General features: G+C 43.1%; 27 protein-coding genes. All 27 read right to left on the bottom strand.

Going from position 1 to position 24,676, the window contains the following annotated elements:
• Positions 1 to 17 precede the first annotated feature (17 nt).
• Positions 18 to 1,892 carry an AAA family ATPase gene (locus DMI82_RS09660; RefSeq protein ID WP_015526705.1) on the bottom strand — a complete coding sequence of 625 codons (1,875 nt, stop codon included), beginning with the start codon at positions 1,890 to 1,892 and terminating at the stop codon, positions 18 to 20.
• A 37-nt stretch (positions 1,893 to 1,929) separates the two neighbouring features.
• Positions 1,930 to 3,573, bottom strand: coding sequence for a MobQ family relaxase (mobQ, locus tag DMI82_RS09655; protein WP_110103167.1), 1,644 nt, complete (start codon positions 3,571 to 3,573; stop codon positions 1,930 to 1,932).
• Positions 3,573 to 3,938, bottom strand: a complete 366-nt coding sequence (locus DMI82_RS09650) for a DUF3847 domain-containing protein (RefSeq protein ID WP_015526708.1) — start codon at positions 3,936 to 3,938, stop codon at positions 3,573 to 3,575. Before DMI82_RS09650 ends, mobQ begins: the two co-directional genes overlap by 1 nt.
• 242 nt (positions 3,939 to 4,180) lie before the next feature.
• Positions 4,181 to 4,408: a helix-turn-helix domain-containing protein gene (locus DMI82_RS09645; protein ID WP_015526709.1), complete on the bottom strand. Its 228-nt coding sequence runs from the start codon at positions 4,406 to 4,408 to the stop codon at positions 4,181 to 4,183.
• Between the two features lie 29 nt (positions 4,409 to 4,437).
• On the bottom strand, positions 4,438 to 4,848 hold the full coding sequence (locus DMI82_RS09640) for a single-stranded DNA-binding protein (protein WP_015526710.1): 411 nt from the start codon (positions 4,846 to 4,848) through the stop codon (positions 4,438 to 4,440).
• Positions 4,849 to 5,535: 687 nt separating this feature from the next.
• Positions 5,536 to 5,778, bottom strand: a complete 243-nt coding sequence (locus tag DMI82_RS09635; protein ID WP_044961316.1) for a hypothetical protein — start codon at positions 5,776 to 5,778, stop codon at positions 5,536 to 5,538.
• A gap of 71 nt (positions 5,779 to 5,849) precedes the next feature.
• A complete protein-coding gene (locus DMI82_RS20075; protein WP_015526712.1) occupies positions 5,850 to 5,990 on the bottom strand; it encodes a hypothetical protein in 141 nt (46 codons plus the stop codon).
• A 198-nt stretch (positions 5,991 to 6,188) separates the two neighbouring features.
• Positions 6,189 to 6,572 carry a hypothetical protein gene (locus DMI82_RS09630; RefSeq protein WP_180214226.1) on the bottom strand — a complete coding sequence of 128 codons (384 nt, stop codon included), beginning with the start codon at positions 6,570 to 6,572 and terminating at the stop codon, positions 6,189 to 6,191.
• 291 nt (positions 6,573 to 6,863) lie between these two features.
• Positions 6,864 to 9,677 (bottom strand): DNA methyltransferase, encoded by a 2,814-nt coding sequence (locus DMI82_RS09625; protein WP_015526713.1) that lies wholly within the window; start codon positions 9,675 to 9,677, stop codon positions 6,864 to 6,866.
• A 255-nt stretch (positions 9,678 to 9,932) separates the two neighbouring features.
• Positions 9,933 to 10,541, bottom strand: a complete 609-nt coding sequence (locus tag DMI82_RS09620) for a recombinase family protein (RefSeq protein ID WP_015526714.1) — start codon at positions 10,539 to 10,541, stop codon at positions 9,933 to 9,935.
• Between the two features lie 109 nt (positions 10,542 to 10,650).
• Positions 10,651 to 10,950, bottom strand: a complete 300-nt coding sequence (locus tag DMI82_RS09615) for a hypothetical protein (protein ID WP_021651153.1) — start codon at positions 10,948 to 10,950, stop codon at positions 10,651 to 10,653.
• A gap of 45 nt (positions 10,951 to 10,995) precedes the next feature.
• Positions 10,996 to 11,379, bottom strand: a complete 384-nt coding sequence (locus tag DMI82_RS09610) for a TnpV protein (protein ID WP_015526717.1) — start codon at positions 11,377 to 11,379, stop codon at positions 10,996 to 10,998.
• Between the two features lie 13 nt (positions 11,380 to 11,392).
• On the bottom strand, positions 11,393 to 11,620 hold the full coding sequence (locus tag DMI82_RS09605; RefSeq protein ID WP_015526718.1) for an excisionase: 228 nt from the start codon (positions 11,618 to 11,620) through the stop codon (positions 11,393 to 11,395).
• Positions 11,610 to 11,879, bottom strand: coding sequence for a DUF6462 family protein (locus tag DMI82_RS09600; RefSeq protein WP_015526719.1), 270 nt, complete (start codon positions 11,877 to 11,879; stop codon positions 11,610 to 11,612). Before DMI82_RS09600 ends, DMI82_RS09605 begins: the two co-directional genes overlap by 11 nt.
• Positions 11,880 to 12,124: 245 nt before the next feature.
• Complete coding sequence (lysS, locus tag DMI82_RS09595) at positions 12,125 to 13,897, bottom strand: lysine--tRNA ligase (RefSeq protein ID WP_243148929.1); 1,773 nt, start codon at positions 13,895 to 13,897, stop codon at positions 12,125 to 12,127.
• Between the two features lie 325 nt (positions 13,898 to 14,222).
• Positions 14,223 to 14,708 carry a transcription elongation factor GreA gene (gene greA / locus DMI82_RS09590; RefSeq protein ID WP_015526720.1) on the bottom strand — a complete coding sequence of 162 codons (486 nt, stop codon included), beginning with the start codon at positions 14,706 to 14,708 and terminating at the stop codon, positions 14,223 to 14,225.
• Between the two features lie 269 nt (positions 14,709 to 14,977).
• Positions 14,978 to 15,928: a glycosyltransferase family 2 protein gene (locus DMI82_RS09585; protein ID WP_015526721.1), complete on the bottom strand. Its 951-nt coding sequence runs from the start codon at positions 15,926 to 15,928 to the stop codon at positions 14,978 to 14,980.
• A 115-nt stretch (positions 15,929 to 16,043) separates the two neighbouring features.
• On the bottom strand, positions 16,044 to 17,012 hold the full coding sequence (gene dusB / locus DMI82_RS09580; RefSeq protein WP_110103185.1) for a tRNA dihydrouridine synthase DusB: 969 nt from the start codon (positions 17,010 to 17,012) through the stop codon (positions 16,044 to 16,046).
• Between the two features lie 9 nt (positions 17,013 to 17,021).
• On the bottom strand, positions 17,022 to 17,390 hold the full coding sequence (locus DMI82_RS09575; RefSeq protein ID WP_015526724.1) for a DUF6145 family protein: 369 nt from the start codon (positions 17,388 to 17,390) through the stop codon (positions 17,022 to 17,024).
• Between the two features lie 131 nt (positions 17,391 to 17,521).
• Complete coding sequence (locus tag DMI82_RS09570; RefSeq protein ID WP_021652593.1) at positions 17,522 to 18,328, bottom strand: biotin--[acetyl-CoA-carboxylase] ligase; 807 nt, start codon at positions 18,326 to 18,328, stop codon at positions 17,522 to 17,524.
• Positions 18,328 to 19,326, bottom strand: a complete 999-nt coding sequence (gene argF / locus DMI82_RS09565) for an ornithine carbamoyltransferase (protein WP_021652592.1) — start codon at positions 19,324 to 19,326, stop codon at positions 18,328 to 18,330. The genes DMI82_RS09570 and argF overlap by 1 nt, the downstream gene beginning before the upstream one ends.
• A 26-nt stretch (positions 19,327 to 19,352) precedes the next feature.
• Entirely contained in the window at positions 19,353 to 20,294 is a 942-nt protein-coding gene (locus DMI82_RS09560) for an SPFH domain-containing protein (protein ID WP_015526727.1), read from the bottom strand.
• Between the two features lie 3 nt (positions 20,295 to 20,297).
• Complete coding sequence (locus DMI82_RS09555) at positions 20,298 to 20,738, bottom strand: NfeD family protein (protein ID WP_021652591.1); 441 nt, start codon at positions 20,736 to 20,738, stop codon at positions 20,298 to 20,300.
• A 15-nt stretch (positions 20,739 to 20,753) separates the two neighbouring features.
• Positions 20,754 to 21,530 (bottom strand): TrmH family RNA methyltransferase, encoded by a 777-nt coding sequence (locus tag DMI82_RS09550; protein WP_110103165.1) that lies wholly within the window; start codon positions 21,528 to 21,530, stop codon positions 20,754 to 20,756.
• A gap of 36 nt (positions 21,531 to 21,566) precedes the next feature.
• Complete coding sequence (locus tag DMI82_RS09545; RefSeq protein WP_110103164.1) at positions 21,567 to 22,226, bottom strand: potassium channel family protein; 660 nt, start codon at positions 22,224 to 22,226, stop codon at positions 21,567 to 21,569.
• Between the two features lie 13 nt (positions 22,227 to 22,239).
• Complete coding sequence (locus tag DMI82_RS09540; RefSeq protein ID WP_021652589.1) at positions 22,240 to 23,634, bottom strand: TrkH family potassium uptake protein; 1,395 nt, start codon at positions 23,632 to 23,634, stop codon at positions 22,240 to 22,242.
• Positions 23,635 to 23,642: 8 nt separating this feature from the next.
• Positions 23,643 to 24,632, bottom strand: coding sequence for a 6-phosphofructokinase (pfkA, locus tag DMI82_RS09535; protein WP_059086454.1), 990 nt, complete (start codon positions 24,630 to 24,632; stop codon positions 23,643 to 23,645).
• Positions 24,633 to 24,676 lie beyond the last annotated feature (44 nt).

Here is a 24,676-nt window from a genome sequence, read left to right as displayed (position 1 = left end):
TTATTCTTTAATATTAATCACACTTTTAACCGAATACAGTTTTCCTGCTTCTCATTTATCCAATACTCCAGTTCATTCTTCATCCGGCTTCTTACATCACGCATTGTCCTCCCGGATATTCCCTGTTCCTTTGCTTTGTCGTCTAATTCCCTGATTGAAATTTCGTTTTTATCAACAAGCAGTTCCTGAATCAGCTTTGCTCCTCGTTCCAGCTTTGTTTCGGTTGCTTTTCCTTCTTTTCCATCTAACAATTCATCTGCCGAAATTTCATAAGCTCCCACCCATCGGAAACCTTCTTCATCTCCCAGTTTAAAAGCCATTGTCTCCCCTGGCGGTGCAAGAGAACTTTTTTCATGAATCAACACTCTCGTTGTCGGATCTTTTCTCACTTTTCCAATAAAAATCAAGCTTCTTACTGCTGCCATGATATCAATAGAGCCAAGCCCCCGGTAAGTACTCTGTGTCCCAGAAGATTTGTTCAAATGACCAATCAGTACGATAGCACAACTGGTTTTCTCTGCAATCATACCCAATTTGCGAAATACCGGACGAACTTCATTTGCCCGGTTCATGTCCACATCTGCTCCGATAAATGCCTGTACCGGATCAATGATTACAAGCCGGACATGATTCTGTCTGACCGCTTTTTCAATCCGATCATCGGATAAGGTCAATACTTCTTCCGAATCATCAATTACCATAACCCGGCTCAGATCTGCTCCTGCTTCCACCAGTCTTGGCTTAATAGTATCGCCCATGCCATCCTCTGCTGTCTGGTAAATCACATTGAATGGCTCAATATCTTCCATGTTTGGAAACAACTTACGGTTCGTGCACGCTGCTGTCAGCATCATGGCAAAATAGGTTTTTCCCTCTCCCGGATTGCCCTGAATGATTGTTAGTTTTCCAAATGGAATATAAGGGAACCACAGCCATTCCACACTGGTCTGTTCAATATCTTTATAACATAACATCGGCACCAGTGCTTCTTTCTCCTGCATTTTCATTGTAACGGTTTCCTGTATCACTTTCTTTCTGTCAGCATTTTCGTCACAGAGAATTTCATTCCAGTCTTTTCTGGCAGGTTTCAACCGGATCACACGATATCCATCCGGAATTTCTCCTGCCAATTTTTCACAAGCTTCATTTCCTGCGTGATCATTATCCAGGCACAGGAAAACCGAAGTAATCTGAGGGCGTTCAGAAAGAAAAGTCATCAGTGCCACACTGGAGACTCCGCCCAGGCTCAGGTAGCTACGTTTCTTCCAGTCTTTTGGAAATAACTGGATAAATGACAGCAGATCAATGGCTGCTTCAAATACAAACAGTTGATTATCCTCTCCTCTGTGACAGAATCCATAAGATTTATCCGAACCAGCTACATCTCCCCGATATTTTATCCCGCCAGTTCCCCTGCAGTGCGCATATCTCGGAATACCGTCTGCATCTCTGCCGACAAATACAACATTATGGTGTTTCTTTTCTTCGTAAATATTCCCACCGGCAATCCATTCCTCCACCAGATCTTTCTCAAGCCTCCTGATTTCTGTCAGATATTTTATGACCGTCTCATTCGTTTCACTTTTCTCCGGTAACCGGAAGTCAGGTGACGGGGCGAGGCAGGACTTCTGCCTGCCTTCGCCTTCTTCATCGATCAACATCTTCACCGCTTCCGGAAATGTGGCATGATAAAATTCCATCACAAAATCCACCGGATAGCCACCCTTATTCTGGCTATGACGATACCAGCGATTTCCTGATACCGTTACACTGTCATGCTTTTTCCAACGGTATTCTCTGCCACTTTTTACCAACTGTTCTCCCCGTGCATTCAGAAAAGAAGCAAGATCTGTCTGGTTTGCTCTTGCGATCTGTTCTTCTGTATACTGCATTTTCATCATCCTTTCCCGTCTGTCCTGCAACAGATTTTTATAAACTTATCTCATTACTTCGTTTTTTCTTCATTTGTCGATTTTTCACTTTTTCTTCCTCAATCAGTTTCTGGTTCTCCGCCAGTCTGCCATGAATAGAAGATTTCTGTTTCGATTCCTGCTCCGGCATTTCTCTTTTTTCTTCTGAAAGCCCGGAAGTATCTGTTTCTGGCATTTCACGATCTCGCCTGGCAATATCAGCACATCTCTGTACCTTTTTCACAAAGGCAAGCTCATCCTGATAGGGCTGATTATCAGCTTTTAATTCTTCAATCATTATACGGAGATCTTCTTTTTCTTTTTTCCATCTGGATTCTGGCAGCCGTCCCTTTTTATCCCGGTATGGTTTTAGTTCACGCTCACATTTACGATAATAATTGATCGCTTTTTTATGCTCCGTATAAAACTTTTCCCGTCTTTTCTGGAAAAAGAAGTGGTTGTATTCATCTATCAACGGCTGATTCTGCTTCAATACCTGCATCTTCTTTTCCAAATCTTCCAGGTTTTTCAGTTGTTCTCTCTTTTCACTGATTTCAGCTTTGCTGGCAGAAATAATTCCATTCAGTTCCTGAATTCGTGTTTGTAAATCGTCCATTGTCTCAATGTTGTGTACCTGAAGATAATTGATGGATTTTGCAAACTCCTGTAAGTTTGAAATTTTCTTTCCCCTTCGTTCCATCTCCGCATAAAAATTTGAAAGTTTCGGGCTATTCTGCGTTTTTTTATCATAATAATCTTGCAGACTCTCCAAAAGCGTCGGGTTCTGCTGCCTTCGATCCAGTTCCATTTTCATTTCTTCATAGGCTGTTTTCATCCACTGGATAGATTCTTTTAAGGAAATGAACATCTGATTGAATTGCCGGATCGCCCGATTCAACTCTCCAATGATTGTTTTGATTCCCTTCTTCTCCATTGCTCTGACTTCGTACCCTTCATGAATTGTCGGGATCAGATCAATTCCCTGTTCTTTATAGGAACGATGGTCGATTCTTGCTGCCATATGACACTCCCGGAATTTATCATTCACTTTCTCGGTCCATGCCTTTCTCCATTCCTTTAAAAGTTCAGGATCGTTCCAACCGGTAGTAGAAACAGCATTGAAGACATACTTTCCTTTGGCATCTTTTATCCTGTTTCCTTCTTCGTCTAAAACATATTCCCGTTTCTGTTTATTTCCCCAAATTCCTTCTTCTGTAAAAGGACGAATTGGAGCAAGTACATGAAAATGAGGATTATCCGGTTCATCTCCATCTTTTGATTTTCCCTCATGAACTGCCAGATCCACAATCATGCCACGTGCCACAAATTGTTCCTGGCAAAATTCTCTCGCCAGTTGGATATTCTCCTCTAACGTCAGTTCATTCTGCAATGCAATGTCAAAAGAATAGGCAAGCTGTGCCCGCTTGCCCTTTTCTGCTCTCTCTACCTCGTTCCATAATGTTTCCCTGTCTGATAATCGTTCCGGCACATAATCCGGTTTGAGGATTTCTGTAAACATCACACCGGATTTCCTCGTGTAATCATGGACTTGTCCATAATAATCGTTATACAATTTTTGCCCGGAAATATACGCAGCCGAATTCACCACTGTCTGCCCTTTTCCTCTGGATACCTGCTTTACAGAAAAATGATAAAGTGCCATCAGCTATCATCTCCCTTCGTGGTTTTCTCTACTTCTTCAGCAATCTGCTGTCGTTCCTTTCTTCCTGCCTCCAGATATCTATCCCGGACTGTATCTCTGTTGTATTTAAGAACTTTCATTTCATTCATTACTTTCTGGAAATCCTCCTGCTCAAGATCTTTGGACATAGGAAACGCTTTTTCAAACTCAGCACCTTTAACCACCAATCGGTGTGATCGTTCTTTCCTCTCGATCAGCTTTTTTCTCTGTTCCAGAATATTCTTATTGTGCATTGCCTGTTCAAGTTCCTTTTTACTTTTTTCCATGTTGGCTTTCAATTCTTCCAGTGACATGGATTCATATTTGGGGTTCTTCTCTCTGGTCATTGTCTGTCTCTCCTTATTTTCACAAACAAAAAGAACCAGCTTTCTCTCATAAATGCTGATTCCCTGATATAAATGAGATAGGCACCTGTGCCGCAAGGGGAGCTATCCCCTTGTCCGAAATCTATGATTTCGCTACATTCCCGGATTAAGATTTCTCAAATCCGGGAACAGCACCGCAGGTCGCACGATACAGGCAGATGTAATTGCCTGTATAGAAGTGCGCTCTTAGCTTGCTAAGAGAATTATGCCGTATCCGGCGTGCTATTTTCATCATCCGTAAATTCCATCATCTCATCAATGGTACAGTCCATTTTTTTACAGATCTTCTCAACTGTCTCCATGGACACATACTTGTTTTTTCCCATCCGGGCAAGAATATTTCCGCTGATTCCGGCGAGGTATTGCATCTCTACTCGCTTCATATTTTTATCAATGAGCATTTTCCATAATCTGTTATAACTCACACCCATAATCCACACCTCCAACCACTTATTCCAGATTAGTCAAATGGGATCTCACCTTCTGCTGCTTCCATAAATCCGTCCTTATCTGTTTTCGGTGTACCAGTTGAGTTTTCACCACCGCTGTTGTCCTTGTTCTGAGCAAATTCATGCTCTTCCACAATTACATCCGTGGTATAAATCATCTTTCCATCCTTGTCCTTATAATTACCAGTACTGATACGACCACCGATCACAATCCGCATTCCTTTATGAAGATATTTCTGTGCAAACTCTGCACTCTTTCCAAATGTTACACAGGAAATAAAATCTGCTTCCTGTTCCCCATCACGTTTATATCTTCTGTTTACTGCCAGCATGTATCTTGCTACTGCCATATCATTATCTTTCCCGGCATATTTAATTTCCGGATTTTTTGTCAATCTTCCCATTAAAATAACCTTATTCATAGTCATTATCATCCTTTCCAGGCATTTCGCCCTGTGAATATTATTATCAGTTACTTTTTCGCCAGCGGTTTCCGTGCGTTTCCCTGTCACCTGCAGCCATCTCAGACTGCCTCTGCCTGCATATACAGGTCACTGACCATAAGGCTCCGGTCAGCCGCCCATCATCGGGAGTGTCATTATGATCTCGCTCACTTTCAGAAAAGAAAGGTCATGGCAAGACTCCTGGTAGACTTCCAGGGTGCACTTATCAGTTGTCAAGGTTCAACAAAGGAACATTTTCAAAACGTCCTCTAATTACTAAAGTCAAATGACCTGGCACGATGCAAAAAATTCGTGATATTTTTTTGCGTTTTTATTACCTTACCTTTTGTTTTCGTTAGTTCCTTCATATACTCTGTACTGAGGCGTATAAAAACGGACATGATTTTGAAAAATAATTGTTCCTCTACCTATAAAGCTTTAAAAACGGTATTTACCAACCCTCTTTTGCAAGTTTGTTATACATAAATGAAATATTTCTTCACTAATTACCTGTCACATAGAACGTGAGGGCAGATATTTTCTTAGAAAAATCATTTTTCCACTAATCACACGTGGCAAAGGATATAATGTCAGATGATTTTGAAAAAAAGCAAAAAAAATAGGCACTAACCATTTACGGTTAATGCCCTTTGGGATAATCATTATTTATCTGTTTTTATCTGATTGCGAAAGTACACTTGCAGCTAAACTCTTTGTTGTTCCAGAATACTTATTACTGTTCATTACCATAGATGCCTTTGTTTCCATAGCTTTACCAGTAATTTTTCCGGTGTTTCTCTGTGACAATACACTTGCAGCTAATGACTTCTGAATTTGAGAACTATTATTCGATCTCATAATTTTTGAAGCCTGTGTTGATAATTTCTGTCCACTTGATTTTTTATTCATGTTTTGTCTCTCTTTCTTTTTAAGAGAGAATGTGATCATCAAACATTCTCGAACATATTGTTACTTATAATTTATTTATCGTTCTTTTCTTTGGCTTCTTTACGTGGAAAGCAAAATACCTTTTTGCCAACCTGCTTAGCATATAAACGATTTCCATTTCTTAATGTAATATATGCTGTAAAAACCATGTCAGTCTGGTCACATTTTACCATGCAATCTGCCTCCTTTCCAAAAGATTTTTCTCAGACGAATCCGAAAAAGTATGGAAATTGGCAGAAACAAATACTAAAATATATTTGAAAGATATGGTTTTAGTAGATGATCTTTTGTCTCTGCTATTTCCGCCAGAGTTCGTTTGAGGCCCTAATCTCAAATGAACTCTTTTTTTGGAATCAGAAAAGTTGCAAGCCTTATATCATAGTGACTGCTTCATTCAAATCAAACAGCATTAAATTCATTTCTGGAACTAATACGCCATTTACTCGATACGACAACTGACTCAAATCCCAATCACAAATTCTTGCAATCGTGTTAATCAAATCTTTTGCATTCCATCGAACCGACAAAACACCATTTGATTTTTCCTTATAAAACTGTACTGACTTATCATCATGTTCATCACATGCTTGAACCGCAATCTGTTTATCAGATTCGTTTATCAGAAGCTTTACATATGTTGGGTATTTCATCTTCATGATTACAGATTTGTTGAATGTAATACCATTACTTGTAATCGAAATATATGGTACACCCTCGCTAAAGTCAAACGTCTTAAAATTTGATAAATCAATCACTCTGCTCGCCTCCTTTCTGTTTTCTATATGATTATAACATATTCATCCATTCTGTTCAATCCTATTTATTTTCTTGTTTTCTTTTCGTCTTTTATTTGTTTTTTATTCATCTTTTGTTCTTCTATTATTTTATTATTTATTCACTTGTCATTTTGTACATTTGTATTAAAACTCATGCGAATACTTTTTATTTAAAAGAATTTAACTGAAAACAGATACAATTTTTATAGTAGTCAAAACAAAAGGCACTAACCATTTGCGGGTAATGCCTTTTCGGTTAATCATTATTTTCTATTTTTCTTCTGTCAGCTTCTGATACATTTTCATCAATTCTGCCACACAATCGGCTTCCGACATTTTAGTGCTGAATCCATAAGCCTCCATCACAGCTCTGTTGTTTGCGTTATGTGCTTTAAGTAATTCCGGCGGCATAGTCAACGGGTCATAAAGATCTGCAAGACTGCTATTTGGATAAAGTGCTCTGGCATTTAAGATTGCCTGTGCAGTTTTCTTTATCTTTTCTTTTTGTTCATCCGTAGGTGACGGCCATGGGAAATTATTGTAAACAATCGTATTAGAATAACTATAATCACTCTTTAATCTGCCACATACAACTCTTGTCCATGCCATATGAACATTCGACATCAATATACCAAACTCATAGCTTGTTGCAGATGGCATTGTAAAAAGTTTATCACCCGGAATAATTTCACCATCCAGATAATCCATTGGAATATATCTTCTGTTTTGTGATGACACCTTCGGTATCGCTATATACGGAGAATCATATTCAAGTATTGATGCAAATAATCCTGGAGTATCTGCAGCTTTTCTTGTATTATTTCTCGTGCTTGCCATTCTAAATTCACGAACTTTATCAATTCTTTCTCTGACAAGCGGACACCGTTTCAATAATGATGGATCTGCCCCAACCAGCCATATACAATATCTTGGTTTTCTATCAATAAAATCTTTTCCCATCATATAATGTCTGATGAAAGATATTGCCTGTGGCTCTTTAGATATCAATTCTTCTTTTTCTTCTTCCGTAAGTATCAAATATCCGCCATCTATTGCCTGTCCTCCTAATGAAATAGGTGGAACATCTGATAAAGGTTTCATTCTTTTTTCAATTGAAATATTATCTGCATCCAGCAGATAACCATTAATATTTTTTGCTACTATTATATCGTCCTTGGAATATATCTTCTTCTGATACTCTGCACCATTTTTTCTACTAAATCCTATAATGACACAATGTACATGTGCTTTGATTGAAGCCTCACTATCCCATATAAATGTTCTATATGCATAATCAATTTGTATTCCATCTTCAAACAGTGGTTTCCACAAAATGGAAACGCTCTCTCCCTGAGTAATTGAATTAGTCGATACAAGAGCTGCTCTGATATTTATATTTTCCTTCATGTAATCAGATGCCTTTTTATACCAGCAACTTACATAATCGAGATTACCTACACTTTTCCATCCAGCAAATATATCAGCAACATCTTCTTTTTGTTTTTCTCCCATCCACCTTGCACCAACGAAAGGTGGATTCCCCATTATATAAGATAATGACTTAGCCAAAACAACGCTGTTCCAATCTATCTTCAGTGCATTACCTTCTGCAATATTTACATACGTCTTCAACGGAAGGAAATCATCATTGAACCCATATACAATATTTTTTGTTTCCTCCATCATCTGTGATTCTGCAATCCACAAAGCTGTCTTTGCTACTGTCACGGCAAAGTCATTGATCTCAATTCCATAAAATTGTTGAATGGATACTCTGATTGGATTATGAACATCTCCCAACGTCATCTGACCACCAACTTTTTCACGAATGACTTCATTTTCTAACCGTCGAAGTGATAAATATGTTTCCGTCAGAAAATTTCCCGAACCACAAGCCGGATCTAAAAATGTCAGTAAAGCCAGTTTATTCTGAAATTCATCCAGACGTTTTACTTTTGTCCTCTGCACCTGTATTTTCAAAATCTCATGAAATTCCGTCTGCAATTTATCGAGAAACAACGGATCAATCACTTTATGTATATTGGAAATACTTGTATAGTGCATTCCACCGGATCTTCTCGTTTCTGGATTTAACGTTGACTCAAACACTGCCCCAAAAATTGTAGGGGATATATCACTCCAGTCAAAATCTTCAGAAGCTTTGGTCAAAAGTAATTCTTTGATTTCTTCTGTCAACGGCGGAATCTCAATAGTTTCATCTGAAAACAATCCACCATTCACATACGGAAACTGTGCTAAATCTTCTTCTAAATATTCGTCTCTCTCAGAGACAGGTGTATCCAAGACTTTAAACAGTTCCAGTAATGCACGCCTACAGTCTTTCACTTCATATGCTTTCAGATAATCATGGAAAATATTCCGTTTTCCAAAAATCCCAGCATCCTCGGCATAAAGACAGAACACAATTCGAACACATAAAGCATTCAGACTTTTCAGTTTATGCTCTCTTTTCTCTTTTTGTTCAATGGTTTCCTCTTTCGCTTTTACTTCTGGAATCTTATACTGTGTAAGGAATGCTTCATAAAGCAGTCCAACAATATCTCCTGCTTTAATCGATACTTCCATCTCGTGAGAGATTTTCTGCACATCTTTCTTTATTAAAATATCAAGCAACGGATACTTACTCGGTATTTCATCCAATGATATTTTTACTGCCTCCGGTACTCTGGCATTCATATCATAAATCCATATATCAGAGAAATTGCTGGTAATGATCCAACGTGCCTTTTCATCATATGGGAGATTATCATTATATCGTTTTGCTTGATCATACGGCGTCAGTTCTATTGAACCAGAATTCATAATCTTATGGTCCAGTGCTTTACCAAGACTCTTTTGTTCAATCAATACATGCGTTTCTGGAATATACACATCAATTCTTTTTGTATTTCCATCTACCACAACTTTTTTCTCAAATTCCACACGATCTGTCACATTCTCCATTCCAAGAACGTTTGACAGAAAATCAATCCAATATGATCTTCCATCCTCATCTTCTCTTCCTCTCCCCTTCCATTTATTTGCAAATTGGCGGGCAGCTTCCCTCTGTTCTGCATCGGTCATCGTTTTTTTCCTCCTGCGTATCCGTAAGCTCTCATATTCATAATCTATTAACTCAGACAGGTAAAGTACCGATACTTATCATGTATCTGTATATCATCATTCATCTGCAAAAATGTGTACTTTTTGACAAGTGCTTTGGAGGTATCGTCAACGAACTTCTATCGTTGGAAGATAGGCTGTTTTATGATATTATGGAGTAGTAGAGAAAAAATGAGCATTTTACAGGAAAGTACACTTTCATGTAAAACACCCACCTTACAATAATTTGGCTTTTTCGTAAATTTCTGCACGATACCGAAAAGTTGATAAGGGCATATTACATTCTTTCGCAGCAGACGTTCCAGTTATTTTCCCGTTTTTCCACCGCTGATACACATCGTGAAAATTATCTGGCAATCTGCTTGGTGGTCTACCGAACCGCACACCTCTGGCTTTTGCCGCTGCAATACCTTCTGCCTGCCTTTGCCGAATATTTGTTCTTTCGTTTTCTGCTACAAATGACAGTACCTGCAATACAATATCTGACAGAAACGTTCCCATCAAATCTTTTCCCCGGCGAGTGTCAAGTAAAGGCATATCAAGAACCACAATATCAATTCCTTTATCTTTTGTGAGAATTCTCCACTGTTCCAGTATTTCCGCATAGTTACGTCCTAAGCGATCAATACTTTTTATATAAAGAAGATCATCTTTCCGGACACGTCGAATCATTTTTCTGTATTGTGGGCGCTTGAAGTCTTTTCCAGACTGTTTATCAATAAAAATATTCTTTTCTGGGATAGCCAACTCCTTCAATGCAATCAATTGCCGATCTTCGTTCTGATCCCGACTACTGACACGTATATATCCAAATATATTTCCCATCCTTGTTTCCTCCTGCATAGTCTCTGATAGGTGAAAAGCTGTCTTCCCCAAAAGAAAGACAGCTCCCCATGTCTTCTCTGAACTTTTTCACTCTAAACTACTCTCTTATTCAGGACAATGCTTTAAGGATCTGTTTCATGCACTTTTTCAACTTCATCCCATCTTTTAATCCCAGTCGATAAAAGAATTCCTCTGTATCTGCTCCACTGTTGAATATAGCATCACAATATTTCGTAATCGCTTCTTCCTGCTCCGGCGAAAGTGAAACTATTACTTTTTCATATTCTTCCTCGACTTTATCTGGTTCTGTATCTGTTTGCTGTTTTAATTTCCAGTCCGTATATGCCTTTCCCATGTGTTCTGTTATTGCCAGATTTAAAAATTCTTCAATTTCTTTTGTCATTTTCATAGATTCCCACCTGCTCTTTCTCAATCCTGTATCTCATTTGCCCTCCTATACATACACCAATTCGTTCAATACAATTTCCTGTGCACGATTCCTGATATTATTTGCCCTGCGAACCCATTCCATAGGATTCTGTGCTTTCAAGTCCTCTGTTACGCCCTCAGCACTTCTCATCTGTGCTTCAATCAGCTCAAAGCGTTCCTGTGCCTGTTCATTCACATCTGCCAGATGACTGTCCAGCCTGGCGGTCAGAAGAAGACAGCTATACATTCCTGATTTATGTTCTTTCAGATATTCCTTCCGTAGCATCCCCCAGCAGCCAATCGGTCTGGTTTCTTCCGGTAAGGATAACACTGGCAGATAATAATCTCCTACCAGTACATAATCCAATCCATTATTATCATCATGTATCTTTTTTCTTAATTCGCTCATGTGCTTGCCTCCCTCAGATTTTCCTTTGCTCACGTAAATATGCTTCAAATATACTTCTTCGAATCAAAACTTTCTTTCCAATCTTATAGACTGCTCCAGCTTCATGTGCCATGCGAATAACAGGTTTCATTCCCAACCGGTAATACTCACACGCCATATTGTAGGTCACATAGTCATGGCTCATAAATTCCAGATCTTCATCGTCAATCTCATCTGAAAACATCCATACATTACCGCTCATCTGTCTTCTTCTCCTTATCTTTTCCTGTTGCCGGTTCATGGAAACGTTCCAGGTAATCATCAAAAATATCACGACGAATCAGTACCGTTCCATCAATTCTGTAAATAGCTCCTGCATCACTGGCAAGCTCTAAGAGTTTCTTATGAGAGATACTGTAAATAATCTCTGCCTGTTGATATCGCAGATACTGTCGGCGTAATTTTCTTAAATGTTCCGGAACTTCCTTCATACTTGTAATCGGTTTGTACTTTTCATTCATAATGCTTTCCTCCAAAATTAGATTTACTGTTTTACAGAAGTTGACTGCCGGAATATAACTTTTCCACGAAAAAAAGCACCTCTTAGATCAACTCTAAGAAGTGCTCTTGCTTCATTGCCAAACCCGTGTCTTTCCACCTGAAATTCGTCATGCTTCATAACGATTCATTATTATCCCAAATTTTGTTGTCAAATTGTTGTCAAATGCGGTCTGACATCATGGTTTTAGACATTTTATATTTAATTTTAGTACAGCTTTGCACCAGCCGGAATGTGGTTATCAACCATCAGAAGATGAAGTTTTTCTTCTCCTTCTTCTTCGTGGATTGCACTAAGCAACATACCACAGGATTCAATTCCCATCATAGCTCTTGGAGGCAGATTTGTGATAGCGATCAGTGTCTTGCCTACCAGTTCTTCTGGCTCGTAATAAGCGTGAATACCGCTTAAAATCGTACGATCTGTGCCTGTTCCGTCATCCAGAGTGAACTGCAGAAGCTTCTTGGATTTCTTAACAGCTTCACATGCTTTTACCTTTACAGCTCTGAAATCAGACTTGCTAAAAGTATCGAAATCTACAAATTCTTCGAATAACGGCTCCACTTTTACCTTAGAGAAATCGATCACTTCTTCTTTCTCCGGTGCAGCTTCAGAAGTGCTGTTTGTTGTCTTGGAAACTTTCTTATCAGCGTCCAGTGACTTCATTGTCGGGAACAGAAGTACGTCACGAATTGCCTGGCTGTCTGTCAGGAGCATAACGAGACGGTCGATTCCGTATCCGATACCACCTGTTGGCGGCATACCGATCTCCAGTGCATTCAGGAAGTCTTCATCTGTGTGGTTGGCTTCCTCATCACCTGCGTCTGCAAGGGCATCCTGTGCTTTGAAACGCTCTCTCTGATCGATCGGGTCGTTGAGCTCGGAATATGCGTTACACATTTCCCATGTATTGATAAAGAGCTCGAAACGCTCTACCTTGTTCGGATCGGAAGGTTTCTTCTTGGTCAGCGGAGAGATCTCGATCGGATGATCCATGATAAATGTCGGCTGGATCAGCTCTTTCTCACAGTACTCCTCGAAGAAGAGGTTGATGATATCACCCTTCTTATGGCGATCCTCATACTCGATATGATGCTCGTCAGCAAGCTTCTTGGCTGCCTCATCATCTGCTACTTCGTCAAAGTCGATTCCTGCATATTTCTTGATGGCATCGTTCATGGTCAGACGTGCGAAAGGCTTTCCAAGATCGATCTCGATACCATTGTAGGAAATCTTTGTGGAACCGCAGACCTTCTCTGCAAGGTAACGGAACATGGACTCTGTCAGCTCCATCATTCCCTCATAATCAGTATATGCCTGATAAAGCTCCATCAGAGTGAACTCCGGATTGTGACGGGTATCAACACCCTCGTTACGGAATACACGGCCGATCTCGTAAACTCTCTCAAGTCCGCCTACGATCAGTCTCTTAAGATAAAGCTCCAGGGAAATACGAAGCTTAACGTCTTCGTTCAGTGCGTTATAATGTGTCTCAAATGGTCTTGCAGCTGCACCGCCTGCGTTGGAAACCAGCATTGGTGTCTCAACTTCCATGAAGTCACGCCCTGCAAGAAAGTTACGGATCTCCTTAAGGATCTGGGAGCGTTTGATGAATACATTCTTGCTGTCCTGGTTCATGATAAGATCCACATATCTCTGACGATAACGGGTATCTGTATCTGTCAGTCCGTGGAATTTCTCAGGAAGGATCTGTAAGCTCTTGGAAAGAAGAGTCATCTTCTCTGCATGAATGGAGATCTCACCTGTTCTTGTTCTGAAAGCAAATCCCTCCAGACCAAAAATATCACCGATATCAGATTTCTTGAAATCTGCATAGTAATCGGTTCCAATGGCATCTCTTGCCACATAAACCTGAATGTTACCCTGTAAATCCTGGATATTGCAGAAAGAAGCTTTTCCCATTACACGCTTGAACATCATACGTCCTGCGATTGATACATGGATCGGGCTTGCGTCCATGATGCTTCTTCTTTCTTCATAATCCTTCTTCTGAGCCTCTTTTGCCTGCTCTTCATCAAGACCTGTTACATCAAGCTCCTTGCGATCTTTGAGAAGCTCTGCCTCATGTGCTTCATAGAGATTCTTTACCTCAAGGGAATGATGTGTCTGATCAAATTTTGTGATCTGAAACGGGTCCCTGCCATTTGCCTGAAGGTCTGCCAGTTTGTCACGACGTACCTTAAGCAGCTGGTTTACATCCTGCTTCTTCTGCTCTGCCACTTGTTGGCCTCCTTAATCTATCTGTCGTTCAAGCGGATCTGTGCGATCCGCTCCGTTGTCTGCTTTATACGTTTCTCTGGATCTCAAGAACCTTATATTTCATGATTCCGGACGGCATCTCAACCTCAACGATATCGTTGGTGTGTGCACCGATCAGTGCTTTACCTACCGGAGACTCATTGGAGATCTTTCCCTCAAGGCTGTTAGCCTCTGTGGAACCTACGATCTTCAGCTCCATATCTTCCTCAAATTCATAATCATGAACCTTAACCTTGCAGCCTACGCTGATTCTGTCAAGATCGACTTCATCCTCTACTACAACCTCAGCGTTCTTGAGGATCTTCTCGATCTCCTCGATACGTGCCTCGATATCTCTCTGCTCATCCTTTGCTGCATCGTACTCTGCGTTCTCAGAAAGGTCTCCCTGCTCTCTGGCCTCTTTGATCTTTCCTGCTACTTCTTTTCTCTTAACAACTTTCAGATCGTGCAGCTCGTCTTCCAGTTTTCTAAGTCCTGCGTATGTGAGTAAGTTCTTCTTTGCTTCTTCCATTTTGCCTTACTTCCTTTCAAAACCGTGCTGTTTTTTCTGAAAAAAATACAGCTTCGGATATTTCTGTTGCTACCATTCCCAAGAGCTCTTTTTTCTAAAAAAGGGCGTAAAAATCTCAGGATATTCACAATTCCTGTATTATACCGAAAAGCCCCAGTATTGTCAAGCATTCCACGTCGAAAAAGGGTCCCTGAAATATGCAAAAAAAGCCGCGCGAAATCTCAGATTTCAACACGGCTTTTCTATATTATCCTGCCCGGTCTGATTCCTTATTTCTTCTCCGGAAAAAGATCTTTATAACGATTAGTCACCATCTGTGTCTGATACTCAAAATCCTGTTTATGCTGATTGACCAGTGTAGAAAGGATGATCCCGGAAAACCAGCAGATGATAGCTGTCAGGATCACAAACCCGCTGACGATCAGTGTCGGGATCTTTTCCACTGTCCCAACCTCCAGAAAATGTACCAGCACCGGAATAAAGAATACCATTCCCACCACAAACAGCACTGCTGCGATAAGGGAGAAGAACTCCAGCGGCTTGTAATTCTTGAACATTTTCACAATAGTCTTCAGGACCTTAAATCCATCTGCATAAGTATTCAGCTTGGACTCACTTCCCTCCGGCCTGTCACGATATTCAATGACTACATTCTCAACCTGCATGTTCTTATCGATGGCGTGGATCGTCATCTCTGTCTCGATCTCAAAATTCCTGGAAAGTACCGGGAATGTTTTTACAAAGCGGTAACTCATGGCACGGTAACCTGTCATGATATCCTTGATGTTGCTTTTGAAAAGACGGTTAATGGAACCTCTTACGATGCTGTTTCCAAAGTTGTGGAAAGGTCTCTTGTTCTCTGTAAAATATGTAGAAGAAAGGCGGTCACCAACTACCATGTCTGTGCCTTTCTCCAGAACCTTGCTGCACATTTCAGCTGCAAACTCTGCCGGATAAGTATCGTCGCCATCTACCATAAGATAACACTGCGCATCAATATCCCGAAACATACTGCGGATCACGTTTCCTTTTCCCTGCTGATACTCATAACGGACAACTGCCCCTTCTTTTCTGGCGATCTCGTCTGTTCCATCTGTAGAGTTATTATCATATACGTAGATCACAGCTTCCGGAAGTGCTTTTTTCATATCGCGGATAACCTTTGCTACCGTCTTGCTTTCGTTGTAGCAAGGAATTAAAACTGCTATTTTATCTGCCATTATTTTTCTCCTGTAAAACAAAAAAACTTTCTGCGGATTCCCGCTAACTGACTGTAGCACGCGCCCCGTTCCTTGTCAATAGAACGTTTCGTTTTCTCCGACATACTTTTCTTTTTTATCGCTCCAGTACCATGTCTGTAAGCTTTTTCAATTCTTCATAGCTTGAAATATTATTAGATTCTCTCCGGATTCCCGCACTGTGCCGCATACCGGCTGTATACCAGGCTACATGCTTCCGCATTTCGCGGATCCCGATATACTCACCCTTGATCGCGATCTGATCTTCGGCATGGCGCAGGATCATCTCGCAGACTTCCTCTGCGGTTGGTCTGGGAAGCTTTTCCCCGGTGTGGAAATAGTGGTTCAGCTCCCGGAAGATCCACGGGTTCCCACGTACTGCACGGCCGATCATCACCGCATCGCAACCAGTCTCTTTAAACATGGCTTCTGCAGTTTCCGGTGAAACGATATCTCCGTTTCCTATCACCGGAATAGTCACCGCTTCCTTCACCCTGCGGATAGCATCCCAGTCCGCCTGGCCAGAATAATACTGCTGTCTGGTCCTTCCATGAACTGCGATGGCTGCTGCACCTGCATCCTCCACCCGTTTTGCGATCTCCACCACATCCACCGGCGTATTTTCATCAAAGCCAATGCGGACCTTCACCGTTACCGGCTTGGAAACTGCTCCGGAAACACTGCGGACGATCTCTTCGATCAGCTGAGGATCCTTCAGAAGAGCTGAGCCCTCGCCATTATTTACCACCTTGGGAACCGGACATCCCATATTGATATCGAGAATGTCAAAGGGACGCTCCTCAATGCTTTTTGCCACCTCTGCCATAAGGTCCGGCTCGCTGCCGAAAAGCTGCATGGATACCGGATGCTCCCCGGGATCGATCTCCATCAGCGCCTCTGTATTCTTATTATGAAAAGAGATCGCCTTGGCACTGACCATCTCCATACAGATCAGGCCTGCACCCTGCTCCTTGCAAAGTCTTCGAAATGCCAGATCCGTAACCCCTGCCATCGGTGCAAGCACAAAGGGGTTCGGTATCTCCACATTTCCGATCTTCCACTGCATCTTCATGGATCATTCCTCAACGGCATCTGCTTTTTTCTGCAGTTCCTCATCCGGGATATCTCCCAGGAAAAATACCTTGTAATACATTTCCAGAGATTCCAGAAGCTCTCTTTTGTCCCGCTGGAGCTCCTTGATCTTCAGTGCACTTCCGATCTCGTCAAAACGGGCATCTGCCTCCAGGGCCTCAGTCTTAAACTGCAGACTGCCGTCCTCATCAAATTCCAGTGTCAGGATCCCGCCTACATCCTCTGTGAAAAGCACACACATGATCTGCAGCTCCTGCTTTACCGTCTCAGGAAGAGACGCAAAATCCTGGTTAAAATAATATTTCTGCTCATAAGAGCTTGCTCCGCAGAGCACAATGTTATCCTGATACATAAAATCTCCTTTATTTATAACTTGACACTCCCTGCAGCTAAAGCAGGGAGATTCTTGTTTTTTCCACTACTGCAATAAAACATCAACGGAAAATCGCTGCCGGAAATTTTATCCGATCTGTGCTGCATGTTTTACACATAGCTGTATAAACCACGTACAGAAACCTCTCCGGAATTTACTTCCTCGACTGTACCGTCTGCACGCTCTACCAGAAGCTCTCCGCCGGCATTGATCCCTCTTGCGATCCCCTCATATGGATCATTCTGATCCAGTACACGTACCGGCTGGTTCAGATTGGCCAGCATTTTCTCATAATCCGGTTTCAGGCCGCTGAGATCCTCTGTCTGTACAAATCTCTCATAATTTTCCTCAAAATGCTTCATCACAAGTCCGACTACCTGTGCCCGGTCAAAGGGATGTCCGCTTTCCAGATACAGAGAGGTAGCCTTATCTGCCGTTTCTTCCGGAAAGCTTTCCATGTTTACGTTAATCCCGACTCCGATAACTGCACAGCCGATCTTATCCTGCTTCATGGTCATTTCGGTTAAGATACCGCAGATCTTTTTGCGGGAAACAACTACATCGTTAGGCCATTTGATCCCTACCTCAAGACCGAGCTCTGCTACTGCCTGTGCAACTGAAAGTCCCATAACAAGTGTCAGCATCGGCGCCTTCTGCGGAGAAAATTCCGGGCAGATAAGGATACTCATAGTAATGGCACTGTCCGGCGGCGCACTCCATCGTCTTGTAAAACGTCCGCGTCCTGCGGACTGATATTCTGCCACAAACAGCTCTCCGTGTCCTGCGCCTTCTTCCCTCCAGGCACGTTTTCCCCAGAGGTTGGTGGAATCTGTTTCTCTTGCAAAATGGACGGTTTTGCCCGCCCATTTTGTATGTGTTGCCTGTGAAATTATTTCTTCATTAAATAAATCTGACATTATTTCTCCGGCTCTCCTAATGTTGCAACGATCACAGCCTTAATGGTGTGCATACGGTTCTCAGCTTCGTCGAATACCTTGGACTGCGGAGACTCGAATACTTCGTCTGTAACCTCCATATCTGTAAGGTTGAAACGCTCGCCCATCTCTTTTCCGATCTTTGTCTTAAGATCATGGAATGCCGGCAGACAGTGAAGGAAGATCGCCTTTTCACCGGCGTTCTCCATTACATGTCTGGTAACCTTGTATGGTGTCAGGTCGTGGATACGCTCTGTCCATACTTCGTCAGGCTCGCCCATGGATACCCATACATCTGTGTAGATGATGTCCGCATCTTTTGTTCCTACCTCCACATCCTCTGTGAGAGTGATGGTGGAACCTGCCTCTTCTGCCCACTGCTGACACTGTGCTACAAGCTCATCATTCGGGAAATATTTCTTATTGGTGCAGGCTACGAAATCAAGACCAAGCTTGGAGCATACAACCATCAGGGAGTTACCCATGTTGTAACGGGCATCGCCCATGTATACAAGCTTCAGGCCTTTCAGTTTGCCGAAATGTTCACGTACTGTCAGCATATCTGCAAGCATCTGTGTCGGATGATACTCGTTTGTCAGGCCATTCCATACCGGTACACCTGCATGCTTCGCAAGCTCCTCAACAATATCCTGACCGAAGCCACGGTACTCGATTCCCTCATACATTCTTCCGAGAACTCTTGCAGTATCTGCAATGCTCTCCTTCTTTCCGATCTGGGAGCCTGTGGGATCCAGATAGGTAGAACCCATTCCCAGATCATGAGCTGCCACTTCGAAGGAACAGCGTGTTCTTGTGCTTGTTTTTTCAAAGATCAGGGCAATATTCTTACCTCTGTAATACTCATGAAGCTCTCCTGCTTTTTTCTTTGCCTTCAGATCTGCTGCAAGGTCGATCATGTAAGTGATCTCTTCCGGTGTAAAATCTTTCAGTGTCAGGAAATTTCTTCCTTTAAGATTCATAATATGTCCTCCTCATGGCTGCAGATTTATTTCTGCTCTGCCGGTTTATCTGTCATGATTTCCTTCAGGGATGTTGCCAGCCCTGCGATGCCCTGTATCTCGGACGGAATGATGATCTTCGTTGCCTTGCCGTCAGCAACCTTTGTAAGAGCCTCCAGGCTCTTCAGAGTAAGAACAGATTCATCTGCTCCTGCTTCCTTGATCATACGAAGTCCTTCTGCAGTTGCCTGCTGTACTTTAAGGACTGCCTGTGCCTGTCCTTCAGCCTCTTTGATCATACGCTCCTTCTGAGCCTCCGCATGAAGGATCGCCGCCTGCTTCTCAGCCTCCGCATCCAGGATAGCGGACTGTTTTTTACCCTCTGCAACAAGGATGGTGGAACGTTTCTCTCCTTCTGCTTTCAGAATGGCTTCTCGTCTCTCACGCTCAGCCTTCATCTGTTTCTCCATGGCATCCTGGATGGCTGCCGGAGGAATGATGTTCTTAAGCTCCACACGGTTAACCTTGATTCCCCATGGATCTGTAGCCACATCAAGGGAAGCACGCATCTTGGTATTGATAACCTCTCGGGATGTCAGTGTCTCATCCAGCTCCATATCACCGATGATGTTACGAAGTGTTGTAGCAGAAAGATTCTCGATAGCCATGATCGGATTCTCAACGCCATATGCGTAAAGCTTCGGATCTGTGATCTGGAAAAATACAACCGTATCGATCTGCATGGTTACATTATCTTTGGTAATTACCGGCTGCGGTGGAAAATCCACAACCTGTTCTTTCAGGTTTACTCTTCTTGCAACACGCTCAATGAACGGAACCTTGAAATGGATTCCTGTACTCCAGGTAGCCTTGTAAGCGCCAAGACGTTCCAGTACCACTGCATAGGCCTGCGGTACAATGCGGATACAGGATGCAAGTACCCACAGCACAAGAACGATGACTACAAGCAAAACAACAACTCCACCCATAATTTAGCCCTCCTTGCTAATTTCTTTTACGATCAGCTTCACTCCGCGGATCTCTTCGATCTCAACCACTGCACCTGTTGGAATTTCTTCCCCGTCATCTGCGGTCCGTGCAGTCCACTCGATGTCATTGATCCTCACCTGCCCGGTCTGGGCCAGGTTGTTGACCGGCTGTATCACTACGGCTCTTTTTCCCAGAAGACTCTCTGCATTGGTCTTTTCCACGCCCTTGTTCATGTAGCGGACCGCCAGAGGTCTGGTAAAGATCAGAAGCACCACGGAAACTCCGAAAAATAAAAGGAGCTGTACAACAATTCCCCCACCAAGCCACGAGGCAATGCACGCCACAAGAGCACCGCCTGCAAACCAGACAGTGGTAAGTCCTACCGTGATTGCTTCAATTACCAGTAAAATTGCCAGTATTCCAAGCCAGGCCAAAGGTGTCATAAAACCCCTCCTCTCTTATTCTCTTCTCTGTCTTGCAGCTTCGTACATCAGGATTCCTGATGCCATGGCAGCATTCAGCGATTCTACCTTTCCGCACATGGGAATGCGGATCAGACAGTCTGCTGCCTCCGCCGCCTGATCAGTCAGGCCCTTTCCCTCGTTTCCGATGAAAAATGCGGTACCACCCTTATAGGATTCCTGATCATAGGAATTCTCACCCTTCAGATGAGCTGCAAAACTGCGGATTCCCTTTTCTTTCAGCTTCTTTTCTAATGATACCACATCTTCCACGTATAGAAAAGGCATTCTGTAAATAGAGCCCATGGTAGAACGGATCACCTTGGGATTTGTGATATCCACGCAGGTTTTTGTGAGGAAAACTCCGCTTACGCCGGCGCCCTCACCGGTCCTGAGAATGGTTCCCGCATTTCCCGGATCCTGAAGATCCTCCAGAACCATGACCAGAGGATTTTTTCCCGCCAGTACCTCCTCCTCGCTCCAGGAAGGCAGCTTCAGAACTGTCAGGATCCCCTGGGGAGTCTTGGTATCACACATCTGACGGAATACGGAATCCTTCACGATCTCACAGGGATATTTTTCTGCCTGAGACATCAGCTCTCCATCCTGGGAAACGGTCTCGGAGACAAACACCTGGGAAACCCAGCTTTCCGGTGCTTCCAGAAACATTTTCCGGCCTTCTGCCACAAAAAGTCCCTGCTCTCTTCTGGCTTTTGCCTTCTGGTTCAGCTGCATGACATTTTTTATTTTTGCATTTGATACACTGGTTATCATACTTTTATTTCTCTCCTTCCGGCAATCCGTATTCGGTTAACGTAATTCCTCACGACTTGCATTCAGATCCTTGTTTTTTCCGATGGCGATTATGGAACAGTTGTCCGGAAGCGGTTCGGAAGGATCCAGATCTACCGTGACATTTTCACCCTGCTTGATGCCAATGATATTAATGTGAAAACGCTCCCGTACATTCAGATCTGCCAGATTTTTTCCACTCCAGGATACCGGCATGGAAAACTCCGCCATACTGAACTCCGCTGAAAGCTCAAACACATCCAGATACCCGCCGGACATAAGATTTCTGGCAACTCGCAGTCCCATGGACTGTTCCGGATAAATGATCTTATCTGCACCAATTTTGTCAAGTATACGTCCATGAAGAGAATTCATACTTTTTGCAACTACAAAGGGCACTCCCAGATCCTTAGCCTGCATGGTCGCGGAAATACTGGCTTCCAGATTTTCGGCAACTGCGATAATGGCTACATCCACATTCTGAACTCCCAGAGCCTTCAGGATTCCCGGTTCACGGACATCTGCTTTTACCGCATAGGTTACTTTTTCGGAAATCTCTTCGATATTTTCTTCTTTGTCATCAATGGCAAGGACATCACAGTCTGACTCTGCCAGCGTCACCGCCAGAGTCATTCCAAACTGTCCAAGCCCGATCACGGCAAAAGATTTGTTTTTCATTCTATTCTCCTGTTTAACCGATCATGATATCTTCTTCACCGAGATGCGTTGTGCTTCCCGGCCTGTTGCGTACACGCATCACAACTGCTGTTCCAAGTGTCAGCGGTCCGATACGTCCCAGATACATGGTAAGGATCACGATCCACTTGCCTGCCACATTCAGCTGAGGTGTCAGTCCTCTGGAAAGTCCTACTGTAGCCCCCGCAGAAGTGATCTCATATAAAACATCTGCCAAATCCACTCCCGGCATTACTGCGGACAAAAGCACCGTCATGGTAAAAAGGATCAGCACACTGGTTCCTGCAACAACCATGGCAGAACGGAGATAGCTCTCACGGATCCTGCGGCCGTATACCTCTACATCCTTTTTTCCCTGAAGATATGCTGCAATAGAAAGGATCAGAACCGCAATGGTAGTAGTCTTCACACCACCGGCAGTGCCCATGGGTGATCCTCCGATAAACATCCACAGTAGGGAAATGATCACGGTAGGTGTGGACAAAAGCGACTGATCCATGGTATAAAATCCCGCCGTACGTGTTGTCACTGACTGGAAAAAGGATGCCATGAGCTTTGTTCCCAGTGGTGCCCCCTTCAGCGTGGAAGGGTTTCCGGATTCAAAGATAAATACCAGAAATGCTCCTGAAAATACCAGGATCCCGGTCATCGTAAGGACCAGCTTGCTCTGAAGCCGCAGTACACGAAAAACTCTGGATGGGGAGAGCTCTTTTCTCAGAACCTTGCGGAATTTATCCCACAGATCCCACCAGACGATAAATCCAAGACCTGACACAATGATCAGGCCAATCGTAGTGATATTGACCAGCGGATTGCTCACATATACCGAAAGGCTTGTTTCCCCGAAAAGATCGATCCCTGCGTTGCAGAATGCAGATACCGCCAGAAATATGGCATGCACCAGACCTTTTTTTATTCCAAATTCCGGTACAAAGCAAAACGCATACAGGACCGCACCGATTCCTTCTGCAAGAAACACGCATTTCACCACACTGCGGACTACAGCCACGACTCCACCCATTTCATCCAGGTTGTAGGATTCCTTGATGATCCGCCGGTTTTTCAGGGAAATTTTCCGCCGGAGGCTGATGAATATCATATTCGCCAGTGCGATCAGTCCGATCCCGCCGATCTGTATCAGGCACAGGATAACCGCTTTTCCAATGGGGCTCCACTGGACTGCCATAACAACTGTGGAAAGTCCTGTTACACATACGCTGGTCGCCGCTGTAAAAACAGCATCCGGGAAGGTAACAGCCTGCCCGGGTGCACTGCAGAACGGCATCCACAAAATAAGTCCACCTACAAAAATCACCCCCGCAAAGCCGAGGGCAATTATTTGTGACGTATTCAGTTTATGCAATCCGTCTGAAACTTTTTTTAAGTTCATAAATATCTTTATTTTCTGTAATTATGAGAAAGAGAATTGCAGACCTCCCACATGTAGGAATCTACATTCTTCTGCATTGCAAGAGCCTCATTGATGTCGAAATCGACAAACTCACCATGACGGTATCCAACAACACGGCTGCGTTTTCCGGCAACAAGAAGATCTACTGCAAGAGCACCCATCATGGACGCATATACACGGTCCTTACATGTAGGGCTTCCACCACGCTGCATGTGACCAAGGATCGTTGCACGTGTCTCGATACCTGTTGCAGCCTCGATACGCTTCGCCATAGCCTCTGAATGGCCGATACCCTCAGCATTTACGATGATATGGTGTTTCTTGCCTTTCTTACGGCTCTCTACGATATTGTCAATAAGCTTCTGCTCGTCGTAATCATATTTCTCCGGGATCAGGATATCCTCAGCACCATTTGCGATGCCGCACCATACTGCAAGGTATCCGGCGTTACGTCCCATAACCTCGATGATACTGCATCTCTCATGGGATGTGGACGTATCACGTACCTTGTCAATAGCTTCCATAGCTGTATTTACAGCAGTATCGAAACCGATGGTGTACTCGGTACATGCGATATCAAGGTCAATAGTTCCCGGCAGGCCAATGGTATTGATTCCAAGGTTCGCAAGCTTCTGAGCACCTGCGAAGGATCCGTCTCCACCGATAACAACAAGGCCGTCGATTCCATGCTTTCTGCAGATCTCTGCAGCCTGCTGCTGTCCTTCCTCTGTTCTCATCTCTGCACATCTGGCAGTATAAAGAATTGTTCCGCCTCGCTCAATCGTATCGGAAACGTCCTTTGCTGTCATATCTCTGATCTCTTCATTTAAGAGACCGCTGTATCCTTTATAGATTCCCTTTACGTTCAGTCCGCTGCTTAATCCTCTTCTGACAACAGCACGGATTGCAGCATTCATTCCAGGTGCGTCACCGCCACTGGTCAAAACGCCGATCGTTTTGATTTTGTTCTCTGCCATATTGTTATCCTCCATCTTATGAAACAACCTATTGTAATACACAT

Source organism: Blautia sp. BCRC 81119 (assembly GCF_003184505.1).
Taxonomy (GTDB): Bacteria; Bacillota; Clostridia; order Lachnospirales; family Lachnospiraceae; genus Blautia_A; species Blautia_A fusiformis.
This window is presented reverse-complemented; position numbering and strand designations above follow the sequence as displayed.

Coding starts and splice junctions, on each gene's coding strand:
- DMI82_RS09560 (WP_015526727.1), bottom strand. CDS start 20,294: ATGGGTGGAGTTGTTGTTTTGCTTGTAGTCATCGTTCTTGTGCTGTGG.
- DMI82_RS09635 (WP_044961316.1), bottom strand. CDS start 5,778: ATGAATAAAAAATCAAGTGGACAGAAATTATCAACACAGGCTTCAAAA.
- lysS (WP_243148929.1), bottom strand. CDS start 13,897: ATGGACGCAAGCCCGATCCATGTATCAATCGCAGGACGTATGATGTTC.
- DMI82_RS09575 (WP_015526724.1), bottom strand. CDS start 17,390: ATGTATCAGGATAACATTGTGCTCTGCGGAGCAAGCTCTTATGAGCAG.
- DMI82_RS09570 (WP_021652593.1), bottom strand. CDS start 18,328: ATGTCAGATTTATTTAATGAAGAAATAATTTCACAGGCAACACATACA.
- DMI82_RS09555 (WP_021652591.1), bottom strand. CDS start 20,738: ATGACACCTTTGGCCTGGCTTGGAATACTGGCAATTTTACTGGTAATT.
- DMI82_RS09620 (WP_015526714.1), bottom strand. CDS start 10,541: ATGGGAAATATATTTGGATATATACGTGTCAGTAGTCGGGATCAGAAC.
- DMI82_RS20075 (WP_015526712.1), bottom strand. CDS start 5,990: ATGGTAAAATGTGACCAGACTGACATGGTTTTTACAGCATATATTACA.
- DMI82_RS09640 (WP_015526710.1), bottom strand. CDS start 4,848: ATGAATAAGGTTATTTTAATGGGAAGATTGACAAAAAATCCGGAAATT.
- DMI82_RS09585 (WP_015526721.1), bottom strand. CDS start 15,928: ATGGCAGATAAAATAGCAGTTTTAATTCCTTGCTACAACGAAAGCAAG.
- mobQ (WP_110103167.1), bottom strand. CDS start 3,573: ATGGCACTTTATCATTTTTCTGTAAAGCAGGTATCCAGAGGAAAAGGG.
- dusB (WP_110103185.1), bottom strand. CDS start 17,012: ATGCAGTGGAAGATCGGAAATGTGGAGATACCGAACCCCTTTGTGCTT.
- DMI82_RS09610 (WP_015526717.1), bottom strand. CDS start 11,379: ATGAGCGAATTAAGAAAAAAGATACATGATGATAATAATGGATTGGAT.
- DMI82_RS09540 (WP_021652589.1), bottom strand. CDS start 23,634: ATGAACTTAAAAAAAGTTTCAGACGGATTGCATAAACTGAATACGTCA.
- DMI82_RS09550 (WP_110103165.1), bottom strand. CDS start 21,530: ATGATAACCAGTGTATCAAATGCAAAAATAAAAAATGTCATGCAGCTG.
- DMI82_RS09605 (WP_015526718.1), bottom strand. CDS start 11,620: ATGAGCGGTAATGTATGGATGTTTTCAGATGAGATTGACGATGAAGAT.
- DMI82_RS09650 (WP_015526708.1), bottom strand. CDS start 3,938: ATGACCAGAGAGAAGAACCCCAAATATGAATCCATGTCACTGGAAGAA.
- DMI82_RS09600 (WP_015526719.1), bottom strand. CDS start 11,879: ATGAATGAAAAGTACAAACCGATTACAAGTATGAAGGAAGTTCCGGAA.
- argF (WP_021652592.1), bottom strand. CDS start 19,326: ATGAATCTTAAAGGAAGAAATTTCCTGACACTGAAAGATTTTACACCG.
- DMI82_RS09615 (WP_021651153.1), bottom strand. CDS start 10,950: ATGAAAATGACAAAAGAAATTGAAGAATTTTTAAATCTGGCAATAACA.
- DMI82_RS09545 (WP_110103164.1), bottom strand. CDS start 22,226: ATGAAAAACAAATCTTTTGCCGTGATCGGGCTTGGACAGTTTGGAATG.
- DMI82_RS09660 (WP_015526705.1), bottom strand. CDS start 1,892: ATGCAGTATACAGAAGAACAGATCGCAAGAGCAAACCAGACAGATCTT.
- pfkA (WP_059086454.1), bottom strand. CDS start 24,632: ATGGCAGAGAACAAAATCAAAACGATCGGCGTTTTGACCAGTGGCGGT.
- DMI82_RS09625 (WP_015526713.1), bottom strand. CDS start 9,677: ATGACCGATGCAGAACAGAGGGAAGCTGCCCGCCAATTTGCAAATAAA.
- greA (WP_015526720.1), bottom strand. CDS start 14,708: ATGGAAGAAGCAAAGAAGAACTTACTCACATACGCAGGACTTAGAAAA.
- DMI82_RS09645 (WP_015526709.1), bottom strand. CDS start 4,408: ATGGGTGTGAGTTATAACAGATTATGGAAAATGCTCATTGATAAAAAT.